Below are 13,996 nucleotides of genomic sequence, written 5' to 3'. Positions count from 1 at the left end.
CGAAAAATAGCCTGTGCGGTTAACCGGCCGCACCGAACTCGAACACCTCGCCATCATAGCCCGCCTCGCGCGGAATGCGCAGCTGGCGGCCGCCATCGGCGGTCCTGGTCATGACCGGCATCACGGTCACGATGTCCATCTCCCGCGCGGCCGCCAGCGCCGCGGCGACGGCGGGCTGCTTGCCGAGCCGGATCAGGTTACGGGTGGTCGGAAACGGCAGCTTGAAGCGGCCGTCGTCGCCGCCCGCCAGCGCCTCGCGCGGCGACACCCAGATGGAGTCGGTGGATTCCCGGCCGTCATGGGCGCCGAGCTGGTCCGGCGGCGCCGCAGCCAGGAAGAACCATGTATCGAACCGCTTCGGCATGCCCTCAGGCGTGATCCAGTGCGCGTAAGGCACCAGCGCATCGAGCGCCAACACCAGGCCGTGCGCCGCGATCACCTCGAGAAAGCTGGTCTTGCCCTCGCACAGCGCCAGCCGATGCGCGGCCTCGATCTCGCGCGCCGCCGCGGCATCGATCAGCGTATCAGCGCCCTTGGTGCGCGCCAGCAGGATGCCGCTCTCCTCGAAGGTCTCGCGGATGCCGGCGATGCGGAAGCCGAGCGCCTCGGCCGCCACGCCCGCGCCGCCGGAGTAGAGTTCAGGCATTCCGGCGATCTCCCGGTCACCCCTGTCGACGCTGCCGCCCGGAAACACCAGGGCGCCCGAGTTGAACTCGATCTGATGGTGGCGAACCATCATGAACACCTCGATCTCGGCGGCGGCTGCGCTGTCGCGCAGCAGCAGCACGGTCGAGGCGGGACGGACGGCGGCAGCGTCAGCCATGGTCACTCCGCAGCAGTCGCACGAGGTTGCAGATTGGCGCGCGCGTCATGGCGCGCCACGCGCGACAGGAGATAGTCGACCTCGGCCTTCGCCGCCGCCGTGATTGCCGAGCCGGGCTTGCGCTGCGCGCTCGAGGCGATGGCGCCGCGCTTCTGCAGCACGTATTTGCGCACGGCGAGCCCAGCGCCGGGCTGCTGCTCGTAGCGCACCAGCGGCAGATGCGCGTCGAACAGGTCGTGCGCCGCATCACGCTTGCCGGCCTGCGACAGTTTGACGACGTCGACCAGCATTTCCGGGAAGGCGTAGCCGGTCATGGCGCCGTCGGCGCCGCGCTCCATCTCGAAATCGAGGAACAGCCCGCCATTGCCGCACAGGATCGACAGCGGCTTGAGCGAGCCGTCCTTCTGGAAGTTTCGCAGCGCCGAGATCTTCTCCAGGCCCGGCCAATCCTCATGCTTGAGCATCACGCAGGACGGGCTGTCCATGACGATCTTGCGAATGACGGCCGGCGTGAACTGCACGCTCAGCGTCAGCGGGTAGTCCTGCAGCACCCAGGGAATGTCCTCGCCGATGGCCTCCTGGGCCTGCTTGAAATAGCCCGTGATCTGATCGTCGGTGCGCAGCGAGGGCGGCGGCGCGATCATCACGCCGGCCGCGCCCGCGTCCATCGACTTCAGCGCCAGCGAGCGCATCGTCGCAAAACCCGGCGCGGAGACGCCGACGATGATCTGCAGATTCTTGGCGCGCTTGGAAAAGCGCACCGCGACCTGCTCGGATTCGGCCGCATCCAGCTTCGGGGCCTCGCCCATGATGCCCAGCACGGTGATGCCGTCGCAGCCCGCCTCGGCGTAGAACTCGACCAGGCGATCGATCGAGGCGTCGTCGATGCGGCCGTCATCATGGAACGGCGTCGGCGCGATCGCGAAGGTGCCCTTGGCGGCGGCGGTGAGTTTCATCGTTCTATCTCCACTTGCTCCGTCATTCCGGGGCGCCCGCAGGGCGAGCCCGGAATCCATACTCAAGTTGGTGGTTATCGATTCCTGGCTCGCGACGTCGTCGCGCCAGGGAATGACGACCTCAATACATCAAAACCGCCGGGCCGACTTGGCTATATCGGCCTCCGAAAAGAATATCTCCCCTGCATGCGCGGCAATGTCCTCGGGGCTCCAGGCTGAGGACGGCGGCTTCCAGCCGTCCATCTCCATCATGCGCATTTCCCGCACCCCGCGCGCAGCGGAGACGCCGAGCACCTTGCCGGTCTGGTCTCCCGAGAGGTGGCTCACCATGTAGAGCACGGCCGGCGCGATGCCCTCGGGCGTCAGCGCCGCGCCAGGGTTTTCCTTGTAGCGCGGCAGATCCGCTGTCATCCGAGTCAGCGCGCCCGGCGCCAAGGTCCATACCCGGATGTTGTACTTGCGGCCCTCGATCGCCAGCACGTTGGATAGGCCCCAGATACCGCCCTTGGCGGCGCCGTAGTTGGACTGGCCGAAATTGCCAATCAGACCAGAGGTCGAGGAGGTGTTGACGATCACGCCGCCGCCATTGTCGCGCATCCAGCGGAACACCGGCAGGGTGCAGCAGAAGGTGCCCTTGAGATGCACCTTGATGACCTTGTCCCAATCGGCCTCGCTCGATTTCGCAAACGTCTGGTCGCGGAGGATGCCGGCATTGTTGACCAGGATGTCGGCACGGCCGAAATGGCGGATGGCGTCGTCGAACACCGCCTGACCGCCGGCCATGGTGGAGATGTCGGCGCCGTTGGCGACCGCACGGCCGCCGTCGGCCTTGATCGCCGCGACCACCTGCTCGGCCATCGACAGGTCCGAGCCGGAGCCGTCCCGTGGGCCGCCGAGGTCGTTGACCACCACCGCCGCGCCCTCGCGCGCGAACAGTCTGGCATAGGCCTCCCCTAGCCCGCCGCCCGCCCCCGTGATCAGCGCCACCTTGCCGTCGAGCAGTCCCATGGTGCGTCCTCCTGCGATCGTTGTTGGCCGCGATGCCGGTGTTCTTCACCTCTCCGGGAAGAACCAGAGAGATAGCGCTGCCTTTGAGGCGCGAGCGTCGCGCCGCTTGCTTGGTGTACCTCTCCCCGCCCTTTGCGGGGAGAGGTCGGATTGCGCAGCAATCCGGGTGAGGGGCATGGCACTGGCCTGTCCACGTCGCAGGTCCATCGGACGGGCAGGAGTCAGCTGCACGAAGATGCACTTCCCGCGCGTCTGCCCCTCACCCCACCCTCTCCCCGTGAAGAACGGGGAGAGGGAGCCCACGGCCCGTGCCAACCTTACGAACTCAACGCATCTAACTCATAACTATCCCAGCACCGTCTTGCCATTCTTGATCACGGTGACGTTGCGCTCCTTCACCCGCGCCTCGAACGAGATCACGTCGCCGTCCTTCCACAGATCGACCGTCACGGTCTCGCCGGGAAACACCGGTGAGGAGAACCGCGCCGCGTGCTGCTTGAACGCCGCAGCGTCGTAGTCGGCGTAGGTCTGCAGCACGGCGCGGCAGGTGAGGCCGTAGGTGCACATGCCGTGCAGGATCGGGCGTGGAAAGCCGGCGCGGCGGGCGAACTCGGGATCGGAGTGCAACGGATTGCGGTCGCCGCACAGGCGATAGATCAGCGCCTGGTCCGGCCGCGTCGTGATGTCGACGCTGCGATCCGGCGCGCGCGACGGCACCGGATGCGGCTCGGGAATGCCGCCAGAGGGACCGCCGAAGCCGCCATCGCCGCGGGCGAAACGGGCGGCGACGAGCGTCGCCAGCGGTGCGCCGCTCTCGTCGCGCAAAATGGTCTGATGGCGGATCACGACGCCCTTGTCCTTGCCCTTGTCGGACACCGCGAGCACCGACGAGTCGGCGGTGATCTTCGCTGCCACGGCCAGCGGCTTGTGAAAGGTGATGTCGCGCTCGCCGTCGACCACCAGCACGCGGTTGAGCTTCATGTCGCCGGGACCCGCGCCCCACGCCGCCACCGACGCAAAGGTGGGCACCACCTTCAGCGGCCGCGGCTCGGCAGTGGCCTCGTTGACGAAGGCGAGCTCCTTCTCATCCATGGGATCGGCACCCATGCCGATGCCGTAGGCGTACAGCATCACCTCGCGATCGGTGTAGGCGTAGTTCTGCCCGATCGCCTTCATCGCCATCAGCTCATCGTAGTTGACCGGCATGGTGTCTCCCCCAAATTCGTTCTTGTAGGGTGGGCAAAGCGAAGCGTGCCCACCGTCTTCCTCGCAACGACCGCGGTGGGCACGGCGCTCCGCGCCTTTGCCCACCCTACGCACCGTTTCCGGTGCCAATGACCGTGCCCTCTCCCCCAAGCGAAGCGGAGCTTCGCCAGGGTGGGAGAGGGCTACACAACTATCAGCGTCGACCTCACTCGGGTGAGGGGTATGCCTCCCCAGAGACACTGCCCGTGCGGAGAGAAACCCCTCACCCGGTCATCCCGGCGCTGCTTCGCAACGCCGAGATGCCCACCCTCTCCCACAAGGGGAGAGGGTGCACCGTCCATGCGGCACGCAGCTCACTCTCCAAATCGTCATTGCGAGCGCAGCGAAACAATCCAGGGCCGCGCGAGGAGTCTGGATTGCTTCGTCGCTTCGCTCCTCGCAATGACGCGCGGCTGCATCCGTGCTCCCTCGCCTACACCGGCGTGAAGAACGGCAGCGGGGCGCCGTCGGTCGGCTTGAACACCACCTTCACCTTCTGGCCGATCTTCAGGCTATCGAAGTCGCAGTCGACGAAATTGGTCTGCAGCGACGGGCCCTCCTTCAAGGTCACATAACCGATCGCATACGGACCTGTCGGCGACTTCCGCATGATCGAGAACGTGTAGATCGTCGCCTCGCCCGCGCTCTGCTCCCACACCGTCTGGTCGGAAAAACAGAACGGGCAGATCGAGCGCGGGAAGTAGTGCGCCTCGCCGCAGGCGGTGCAGCGCTTGATCATGAACTTGCCCTCGGCGGCGGCGTCCCAGAACGGCTTGGTCTCGGGATTGGTGACCGGGGCCGGCAGCTTGGCCGGCAGTTTCTTGGCTTCAGACATCAGACGCGCTCCAGAATGCAGGTCGAGGCGGCGTGGCGCACACCGAGCAGTCCGCCGGTGCCGTGGGCGATGGCGAGATCGCAGTTTTGCACCTGCACCTTGGGATGGGCTTCGCCGCGCAGCTGGCGCACGGCCTCGATCACCTTGGTCATGCCGCCGCGGTTGACCGGATGGTTGCTGCACAGACCGCCGCCATCGGTGTTGAACGGCAGCTTGCCGACCCCGGAGATGAGGTTGCCGTCGGCGACGAACTTGCCGCCCTCGCCCTTCTTGCAGAAGCCGAGATCCTCGAGCTGCATCAGCACGGTGATGGTGAAACTGTCATAGATCGAGGCGTATTTGATGTCCTTGGGCGTTATGCCCGCTTCTTCGAAAGCGCGCGGGCCGGACCACACGCCGGCCGAATATGTCAGGTCCAGATCCTTGCCGCCGCGCGGCCCCTTCATTGCCTCGCCATGACCGATCAGCCGCACCAGCGGCTTCTTCAGGCTCTTGGCGATCTCAGGCGTTGTCACGATCAGCGCACCGCCGCCGTCGGTGACGACGCAGCAATCCATGCGATGCAAGGGATCGGAGATCATCGGCGAGTTCAGGACGTCCTCGACGGTCACGACCTCCTTCAGCATCGCATGCGGATTGTATTGCGCGTGGTGCGAGGCTGCGACCTTGATCCAGGCGAGCTGCTCCGAGGTGGTGCCGTAATCGTGCATGTGGCGCATCGCGCACATGCCATAGGCGTTGTGCGTCGTGGCGCCATAGGCAGCTTCAAAATCAGCCTCGGCGCCGGCCGCGCGCGGCGGCATCGGCCCGGTGCGCGGCTTGCCGGCGAGCGTGATCAGCGCGATCGAGCACTTGCCCGCGGCGATCGCCTCGGCGGCGTGGCCGACATGGATCAGATAGGAGCAGCCGCCGGTCTCGGTAGAATCGATGTGCCGCACCTTCAGCCCGAGATAATCGACCATCGGCCAGGCACCGCCCGGCGCATCGCCGGCGCAGAAATAGCCGTCGACATCCTTGACGCTGAGCCCGGCATCCTCCAGCGCACCCTTGGCGACCTCGGCATGCAGTTGCGGGGTGGATTTGTCGGGTGCGTGCCGGGTGGGATGCTCATAGATCCCGGCAATGTAGGCCTTGCCCTTGATGGTCAATTCCGTCTCCGCTTCCAGTCGTTTCGTCCCTGATGGTTGCAGATTTTTTGGACCGTTGCAGGGGGCTTGGCAAGCAATGAAATATTCCGCGGGGTGGAGATGAATCGCGGTCGCGCCAATCATTCCGCTGTCGTCCCGGGCTTGACCCGGGACCCATACTCACCGGCCGTTGTTGTGTGACCCGATGATTGACCAGCGTGCGCTCTCATTGCTTCCTGTGGTTATGGGTCCCGGGTCAGCCCGGGACGACACTGGTGGTGGACCGAGCGAGCATATATCGAACTACACATGCCATTGCATTCCCGCGACATCCCTGCCCGAGTCATGCTGATCTGTTTCGCCCTCATCAGGTCGGAGGGCGCAGGGAAGGCCAGGCGTCGGCTGACGCCTGCGGCCCGCCTGCGAAAAAAAATGCAGGCGGCAGTACCACAGGTGCAGCCGGACAAACCCGGCCTTCCCTGCGCGACGGTCTTAACGCTTATACGCAGTCTGCCTGGTGCGCCGGGCTTGTTGGCCACCATTCGCGACAACGCGCTTTCGCACATTGCGCGGGACACCAGCGTCGGGGTGCCAGCACGCTGCGACTTCACGTCCGCGCCAAACCGTTCGTCCGCGCATCCTCTCAAGGACACGCTGCGGCTCATCGCGGCCATCGCCTCCCCGCCTCGCGTGTCGTGACGATCGCGCGCAACGCCCCTCCGAGTGAGGCGGGATGCGCATAATAGAGCACGATTTCTGAATTTCGTAAAGAAAAATCTGTCGTCGGCGGGCGACAATTTCATTCCGCGCCGCACCGCACGTCAACCGGTGTCTCGCGACATGAGAACGCTGGCTGCCCGACGCCCGGAGCCTCGCCACCAACCGTCGGACGGCATCTTCCGCCAACCATGTGCGTCATCTCCAGCAACGACAGCCGAGTTGCTGGGACCGCAGCGTCCTTCGTTCGTCACCCGAACGAGGTATTGTCTTCGTATCGTGAAGGCGCTGATCGCCTGACGGCGCAAGCCGGCTACGTCGCGCAAGGCTGCTACTGCAGGGCGATTCCAACGACATTGCCCGCAGGTCGCGCTGTGATGAAAATGCCAGACAACAGCGAAAACGGACTCGTTCAACCACGAGTCGGTATCGGCGCCGCATGCTTGTGATTAGCTGGAACGCAGGCTCCGACACTCCGAGGCGCTTGAGAACAGCATGCTGCTATGGCTCATCCAGACCTGCCACGACGCCTACAGGCAGCAGATCGGCCTGCAGCTGTCGATGAGCAAATATGCCGAGCAGATCGCTGCGTCGTTAGCCGATGAACCACTCAGATCGACGATCGGTCGGTCACCCGCGGCACGCATGGGCGGGACTGATTGGCCGAAACGTTCGATCGCAAAACCCACCGAAGGCGAGTGGGAATTCGTTGTACGGACGGGCGTGTACGTACCGATCGGAATGCGCCGGCGCCGCACGGACGGTACGTGGGAATTCCGCGACGTGACCGAGCAGGACGTCAGGGACTACATCGAGTCGGAAGCCTTCTGACGGCTCGTGTCGCCGCATGTTCGCGACGACGAACAGCTCGCGCAAGGCAGCGCCATTCGCTCCCGAGTGTCCTACTCAGCGGCCTGCCGTACGTGCCGCTCCGTCACCGTGCGCATCGTCACCAGCTCTTCGGCGGCGGACGGATGCAGCGCGACGGTCGCGTCGAAGTCGGCCTTGGTCGCCTTCATCTTGATGGCGATGGCGACGGCCTGGGTGATCTCGGCGGCGGCGTCGCCCACGATGTGGCAGCCGAGCACGCGATCGCTCGCGCCGTCGACGACGAGCTTCATCAGCACGCGGGTGTCGCGGCCGGACATCGTCGCCTTGATCGGGCGGAACGTGGCCTTGTAGATGTCGACGCGCTCATAGAGCTCGCGCGCCTGGGTCTCGGTCAGGCCGACGGTGCCCACTTCGGGCTGGCAGAACACGGCGGTCGGGATGTCGGCGTGGTCGACCCGCACGCTCTTGCCGCCGAACACGGTGTCGGCGAAGGCATGGCCCTCGCGGATCGCGACCGGGGTCAGGTTGAAGCGATGGGTGACATCGCCGATCGCATAGATGCTCGGCACCGAGCTCTGCGAGAACGCATCGACCGCGATGCCGCCGTTGCGCGGATTGATCGCGACGCCGGCCTTCTCCAGGCCGAGATTGGCCACCGCCGGATGGCGGCCGATCGCGAACATCACCTTGTCCGAGGCGATGCTGGAGCCGTTCGACAGATGCGTGGTGTAGTCGTGGCCGTGCTTGTCGACGCTGGTGACCGTGCAGCCGGTCAGGATGGTGATGCCTTCCTTCTCCATCTCTCCGCGCACATGCTTGCGGACGTCCTCGTCGAAGCCGCGCAGGATGTTGTCGCCGCGGTAGACGACGGTGACGTCGGAGCCGAAATTGGCGAAGATGCAGGCGAATTCGAGCGCGATGTAGCCGCCGCCCTGGATCACGATCCGGCGCGGCAACTGCTCCAGGTGAAACGCCTCGTTGGAGGAGATGACGTGCTCGATGCCGGGAATGGGCGTGCCGTGATTGGGCGCGCCGCCGGTCGCGATGAGGATGTATTTGGCGCGGACCGTCTCGCCCGTCATCAGCCGCACCGTGTGTGCGTCCTCGATCACGGCGCGGGTTTTGACGATCCTGGCGCCGGACTTCTCGACATTGCTGGTGTAGGCCGCCTCGAGCCGGGCGATCTCCTTGTCCTTGTTCCTGATCAGCGTCGGCCAGTCGAAGGTCGCCTCCGGGATCGTCCAGCCGAACCCGGCGGCGTCGGCGATCTCCTGGCGGACATGCGAGCCGATCACGAACAGCTTCTTGGGCACGCAGCCGCGGATCACGCAGGTGCCGCCCATGCGGTACTCTTCGGCGATCATCACGCGGGCGCCGTAGCCGGCCGCGATGCGGGCGGCGCGCACGCCCCCCGAACCGCCGCCGATCACGAACAGGTCGACGTCGAACTCAGCCATCTGTCCTCCGACCCGACCTGTCCCGCCGCACGCGTCAGATCGGCTTGTTGCGCTTGCGCATCTCGGCGCGGAACTGCGCGGTCACCGTCTCGGAGAACTCCGCGGCCCACTGGTTGGTCGCCGCCATGCTCATCTGGATCGCCTTCGGCTCGGCGTTCAACAGCTTCTGGCCGAGCGGGGTCTTGTAGAAGGCCACGAGATTGGCGATCTCGGCATCGGTGAACTCGTTGCAGTAGATCTGCGCCATCTTCTCGCCGATCTCCTTCTCCTTGCCGGCATAGGTCTGCGCGACCAGCACGGCGACCTCGTCGAGGTCCTTCTGGTAGTTGAGATTGGACTGCAGCAGCGCCTGCTTGGCCTGCTGCACCATGCCCGGAACGGCATTGGCATAGAGCGCAGAGGCGTTCTTCATCTGCAGAATCTCCTTGGCGCCGGCCATGCACGCGGCCGAGGCCGGCTTCAGCGGCGGCACCTGGCCCTGTGCCTGAGCGGCAGCGAGGTCCGCCGAGCCGATGGCCAGCACGAGTCCGGCGGCCGGCAAGATTCTGAACACGCTCTTCATTCCAAGTCTCCTGTGAGATTGCGGCCCAAAGTGCAGACGACTGCTGCGCACTCAGGGCCGCCGGATAACGCGAATTCCTTGTGCGCCCGCCAGGATCGCCGTGCTGCCGAGGCCGATGAACAGCCCATGCTCGACCACGCCCGGAATTGCGCTCAAAAGACCCGCCAGGCGCGGGGGATCAGCGATCTCCCCAAGGCGGGCGTCGATAATCCAGTGGCCGCCATCGGTGACGAAAACGTGGCCATCTGCGGACTTGCGCAAGCTCATCGGCCCGGCCACGCCGGCCTTGGCAAAGGCATCGCCGATCTCGCGCTGCGTCGCCGCGAGCCCGAACGGAATGACCTCGATCGGCAGCGGGAAGCGGCCGAGCCGGTCGACCCATTTGCTGTCGTCGGCGATCACGATCATGCGAGACGAGGCGCTGGCGACGATCTTCTCGCGCAGCAGCGCGCCGCCGCCACCCTTGATCAGGTCGAGCGCCGGATTGATCTCGTCGGCGCCGTCGATGGTGATGTCGAGACGGTCGATCTCGTCGAGCGTGGTCAGCGGCACGCCGCAGGCCTCGGCCTGCGCCCGCGTCGCCTCCGAGGTCGGCACGCCCACGACCTTGAGGCCGGCACGCACCTTCTCGCCGAGCAGGTCGACGAAATGCTTGGCAGTCGAGCCGGTGCCGAGGCCGAGCCGCATGCCGCTCTCGACCTCCTCCAGCGCACGCGCCGCCGCCTGCCGCTTCAATGCATCCATGTCGACCAAGGAACCGTCCTTCAAACCCCAGATCCCCGTCGCGCCGGGGTCGAAAACCGGCGCAGTTCTAGCGATGTTTTGCCGCGGGGCCTAGCTCTCACCGGTCACGAAAACGGACAAAAAGCCGTGGCGGCCCTCTTGCAACAGCGCGGGCCGACCGCTAGCGGATACCGATGCCCATCTCCAGCACCATCGTCTTCGATCTCGACGGCACCCTGGTCGACACGGCGCCGGACCTCATCAACGCCCTGAACCACATATTGCAGCGCGAAGGGCTGCGGCCGGTGCCGCTGGCTTCGGCGCGCAAGATGATCGGGCACGGCGCGCGCAAGCTGCTCGAGCGCGGGCTGGAGGCGGAAGGCCGCTTCGCCAGCCCCGCCGAGATGGACCAGCTCACCGTCGATTTCATCGATTTCTACGCCGAGAACATCGCGGTCGAATCGCGCCCGTTCGAGGGGCTGGAGGCCGCGCTCGACGAGCTGGCCGGCCACGGTTGCCAGTTCGCGGTGTGCACCAACAAGCTCGAATGGCTGTCGAAGCGGCTGCTCGACCAGCTCGGCCTGTCGTCCCGCTTCGCTGCGATCTGCGGCGCCGACACGTTCGGCGTGGCCAAGCCCGATCCGGCGATCCTGCGCCAGACCATCGCCCAGGCGAGAGGCGAGATCGGCACCGCGATCATGGTCGGCGATGCCGGAACCGATGTCGGCGCCGCCCGCCGCGCCGGCGTGCCGGTGATTGGCTGCACCTTCGGCTATACCGATGTGCCGATCGCCGAGCTCAACCCCGACCACCTGATCGACCACATGCGCGAGCTGCCGGCTGCGGTCACAACGCTCCGTCCATCGCTCCGCATCGGCTGATCAGCCCACTACATGCAGAGAGCGACCGGCTCGAATCGCTAGAAATGTGTCCTCGATGCAACTTCCGCCGGCGTGCGGCGCGCTGCATCTCCACTGCCGCTCGTCCCTCTAAACCATTGCGTATTCAGCGATAAGCGCGCTCCAGCCGACCTCAGGGTTCTGTTGAGAATAGGGTTGACCGCAGTTGCGCCGCTGTTCGGACACTCCTATGGTCGCGCTGGGATGCGGCCCATGGCCGCAGGGCTTGTGGGGCGGACATCATGATGCGGCGTGTCATCGCAATGGCGGTTGCGGGAGCTGGCTTGGCAGGCTGCTCGTCCTTCTCGATGGACTCCTTCAAGATGTCCGCGCCGGAGGTCCCCGTGCAACTCGACTCCGTGCCGCCGGGCGCCGAGGCCAGGACCTCGACCGGACAGGCCTGCCGCACGCCCTGCACGGTCCAGGTGCCCGCGCCGGATGCCGGGTTCAGCGTGACCTTCACGATGGACAAATACCTGCCTGCGACGGTTCCGGTTCGGGTGAGCCGCACCGCTGATTTCACCTCGTCGTCGTCGATCCTGATCGATCCGAGCCCCGTGATGGCCGAGCTGCAGCTGGCCCCGCCGGCGCCCGCGCCGAAGGCCGTCAAGCACATGCGGCCGAAGAAGCCGAAGCCGGCGAAGTCGGCGGCTGCCCCGGCGGCCGCCGCACCCGCGACCGCGCCGGCCACGACCGGTTCCGCGTTCCCCGCACCGGCCGCACCGCGGCAATGAGAACGGCCGCTTCGTGCGGCGCAGCATCGAGACCCGCGTCACGATGATTGTGAGCGGCGCCGATCGTGATTAGATTGCCTTGAACCGACATCCGGCCGCTCCGCGCGGCCGCGTCGTGGCATCGCCGCCACGTGACGCCATTTGCCAAGGCCATCCATGACCGCCGAGACGTTTGACGACACCGCCCTGACGCGCCCGATGACCGACCCGTTCGGCCGTCGCATCAGCTATCTGCGCGTTTCGGTCACCGATCGCTGCGACCTGCGCTGCTTCTATTGCATGGCGGAGGACATGACCTTCCTGCCGAAGGCCGACCTGCTGACGCTCGAAGAGCTCGACCGGCTCTGCTCGGCGTTCATCCACAAGGGCGTGAAGAAGCTCCGGCTGACCGGCGGCGAGCCGCTGGTCCGGCGCAACGTCATGGGCCTGGTGCGCTCGCTGTCGCGACATCTCAAGAGCGGCGCGCTCAACGAGTTGACGATGACCACCAACGCGACGCAACTCGCGAAGTATGCCGCCGAGCTCGCCGATTGCGGCGTCCGCCGCATCAACGTCTCGCTCGACACCCTCGACCCCGACAAGTTCCGCACCATCACCCGCTGGGGTGATCTCGACCGCGTGCTCGCCGGCATCGAGGCCGCGCAGGCCGCCGGCATCGCGGTGAAGATCAATGCGGTCGCGCTCAAGAACGTGAACGAGGACGAGATCCCGTCCTTGATCGACTGGGCGCACGGCAAGGGCATGGCGCTGACGCTCATCGAGGTGATGCCGATGGGCGAGATCGGCGAAGGCCGCATCGATCAGTATCTGCCGCTGTCGCTGCTGCGCGGACGTCTTGCGCAGAAGTACACCATGACCGATCTCGACGAGACCACCGGCGGCCCCGCCCGCTACGTGCGTGTCGCCGAGACCGGCGGCACCATCGGCTTCATCACGCCGATGACGCATAACTTCTGCGAGAGCTGCAACCGCGTGCGCGTCACCTGCACCGGCACGCTGCACACCTGCCTCGGCCACGAGGACGCCTCCGACCTGCGCAAGCCGTTGCGCGCGTCCGCCAGCGACGAGCAGCTCAGCGACGCGATCGACCGCGCCATCGGCCTGAAGCCGAAGGGCCACGACTTCATCATCGACCGTCGCCACAACCGCCCGAGCGTCAGCCGGCACATGAGCGTGACCGGCGGCTGATCCCTCGTGCTTCCCTGGCAACTGATCGACACCGCAGAGGTGCCCGGCGGCGGTGAGCCGTTGCGGCTGATGCGGCGCGGCCGCGAGTTCTCGATCAAGCTCGGCTCTAACGAATTGATGAGCAGCCGCCTCTACGGCTCGGAAGAAGCGCTGGCGACGTTGAGCTGCGCGCGCCTCAAGGACCGCCCTACTCCCCACTTGCTGATCGGCGGCCTCGGCATGGGTTTCACCTTGCGCGCGGCGCTGAAGGTGCTCGGGCCGCAGGCGCGCGTCACCGTCGCCGAACTGGTGCCGGCGGTGATCGCCTGGGCACGCGGACCGATGGCCGAGCTGTCCGGCGAGAGCCTCAATGATCCGCGCGTCGACATCCGCGAGGGCGACGTCGTCAAGCTGATCACGGCTGCGCGCGGCGACTACGATGCCATCCTGCTCGACGTCGACAACGGCCCGCAGGGCCTGACGCGCGAATCCAACGATGCGCTCTACGATCCCTCAGGCCTGCGCGCCGCCTTCACGGCCCTGCGCCCTGGCGGTCTGCTCGCGGTGTGGTCGTCGCATCCCGACGACCGCTTCGCGCCGCGCCTGCGCAAGGCCGGCTTCGCCGCCGAGGAGATCAAGATCCGCGCCACCGGCCGCGGTGGCGGCGGCGCCCGCCACGTGATCTGGATCGCGACACGGCCAACGCGCTAGCGCAGACCTCTCCGATCTATTCACGCGTGATCGGATCACGATGCACCTCGGACGCTCGTGAACGAGCGACGATCTGCACGCGGTTCGAGGTCTGTGCCACGCCGGACGCCGCCAGCTCATTGCCGCGTGGGAAATGGTATCTTCATGCCAATCATCCCTCCGCGACTTCGCTTGGCAGAGCCACCTCCGACAACAACGAAG

14 protein-coding genes are annotated in these 13,996 nt (G+C 66.2%); 5 read left to right on the top strand and 9 right to left on the bottom strand.

The features are described from left to right. Positions 1–19 precede the first annotated feature (19 nt). From ACQR07_RS16080 to ACQR07_RS16055, 6 genes are all read right to left on the bottom strand, one after another. A complete protein-coding gene (locus ACQR07_RS16080) occupies positions 20–823 on the bottom strand; it encodes an NUDIX hydrolase (RefSeq protein ID WP_434903205.1) in 804 nt (267 codons plus the stop codon). A gap of 2 nt (positions 824–825) precedes the next feature. Then, complete coding sequence (locus ACQR07_RS16075) at positions 826–1,779, bottom strand: dihydrodipicolinate synthase family protein (protein WP_434903204.1); 954 nt, start codon at positions 1,777–1,779, stop codon at positions 826–828. Positions 1,780–1,908: 129 nt separating this feature from the next. Further along, positions 1,909–2,787, bottom strand: a complete 879-nt coding sequence (locus ACQR07_RS16070) for an SDR family oxidoreductase (protein WP_434903203.1) — start codon at positions 2,785–2,787, stop codon at positions 1,909–1,911. A 345-nt stretch (positions 2,788–3,132) separates the two neighbouring features. After that, positions 3,133–3,993, bottom strand: a complete 861-nt coding sequence (locus ACQR07_RS16065; protein ID WP_434903202.1) for a MaoC/PaaZ C-terminal domain-containing protein — start codon at positions 3,991–3,993, stop codon at positions 3,133–3,135. Between the two features lie 472 nt (positions 3,994–4,465). Next, on the bottom strand, positions 4,466–4,867 hold the full coding sequence (locus ACQR07_RS16060) for a Zn-ribbon domain-containing OB-fold protein (protein WP_434903201.1): 402 nt from the start codon (positions 4,865–4,867) through the stop codon (positions 4,466–4,468). Further along, complete coding sequence (locus ACQR07_RS16055) at positions 4,867–6,015, bottom strand: thiolase domain-containing protein (protein WP_434903200.1); 1,149 nt, start codon at positions 6,013–6,015, stop codon at positions 4,867–4,869. The genes ACQR07_RS16060 and ACQR07_RS16055 overlap by 1 nt, the downstream gene beginning before the upstream one ends. Positions 6,016–7,206: 1,191 nt before the next feature. Here ACQR07_RS16055 and ACQR07_RS16050 point away from each other — a divergent pair. After that, positions 7,207–7,542 carry a hypothetical protein gene (locus ACQR07_RS16050; RefSeq protein ID WP_434903199.1) on the top strand — a complete coding sequence of 112 codons (336 nt, stop codon included), beginning with the start codon at positions 7,207–7,209 and terminating at the stop codon, positions 7,540–7,542. A 71-nt stretch (positions 7,543–7,613) separates the two neighbouring features. Here ACQR07_RS16050 and gor read toward each other — a convergent pair whose 3' ends face one another. From gor to rpiA, 3 genes are read right to left on the bottom strand one after another with little or no spacing between them, the layout of a single operon-like run. Beyond that, positions 7,614–8,999, bottom strand: coding sequence for a glutathione-disulfide reductase (gor, locus tag ACQR07_RS16045; RefSeq protein ID WP_434903198.1), 1,386 nt, complete (start codon positions 8,997–8,999; stop codon positions 7,614–7,616). Between the two features lie 34 nt (positions 9,000–9,033). Continuing rightward, a complete protein-coding gene (locus ACQR07_RS16040) occupies positions 9,034–9,561 on the bottom strand; it encodes a DUF2059 domain-containing protein (RefSeq protein ID WP_434869908.1) in 528 nt (175 codons plus the stop codon). Positions 9,562–9,612: 51 nt separating this feature from the next. Next, entirely contained in the window at positions 9,613–10,305 is a 693-nt protein-coding gene (gene rpiA, locus ACQR07_RS16035) for a ribose-5-phosphate isomerase RpiA (RefSeq protein ID WP_434903388.1), read from the bottom strand. Positions 10,306–10,478: 173 nt separating this feature from the next. On the opposite strand from rpiA, the gene ACQR07_RS16030 reads away from it, so the two are divergent. From ACQR07_RS16030 to ACQR07_RS16015, 4 genes are all read left to right on the top strand, one after another. Beyond that, positions 10,479–11,165, top strand: coding sequence for an HAD family hydrolase (locus ACQR07_RS16030; protein ID WP_434903197.1), 687 nt, complete (start codon positions 10,479–10,481; stop codon positions 11,163–11,165). Positions 11,166–11,446: 281 nt separating this feature from the next. Further along, positions 11,447–11,917: a hypothetical protein gene (locus ACQR07_RS16025; protein WP_434903387.1), complete on the top strand. Its 471-nt coding sequence runs from the start codon at positions 11,447–11,449 to the stop codon at positions 11,915–11,917. 156 nt (positions 11,918–12,073) lie between these two features. Continuing rightward, a complete protein-coding gene (moaA, locus tag ACQR07_RS16020) occupies positions 12,074–13,105 on the top strand; it encodes a GTP 3',8-cyclase MoaA (RefSeq protein WP_434903196.1) in 1,032 nt (343 codons plus the stop codon). Positions 13,106–13,111: 6 nt separating this feature from the next. Continuing rightward, entirely contained in the window at positions 13,112–13,795 is a 684-nt protein-coding gene (locus tag ACQR07_RS16015) for a spermidine synthase (protein ID WP_434903195.1), read from the top strand. Positions 13,796–13,996 lie beyond the last annotated feature (201 nt).

It is taken from the genome of Bradyrhizobium sp. HKCCYLS20291 (genome assembly GCF_051167715.1).
GTDB lineage: Bacteria > Pseudomonadota > Alphaproteobacteria > Rhizobiales > Xanthobacteraceae > Bradyrhizobium.
The sequence above is the reverse complement of the archived record's forward strand: the minus strand, read 5'-3'. Positions and strand labels throughout refer to the sequence as shown.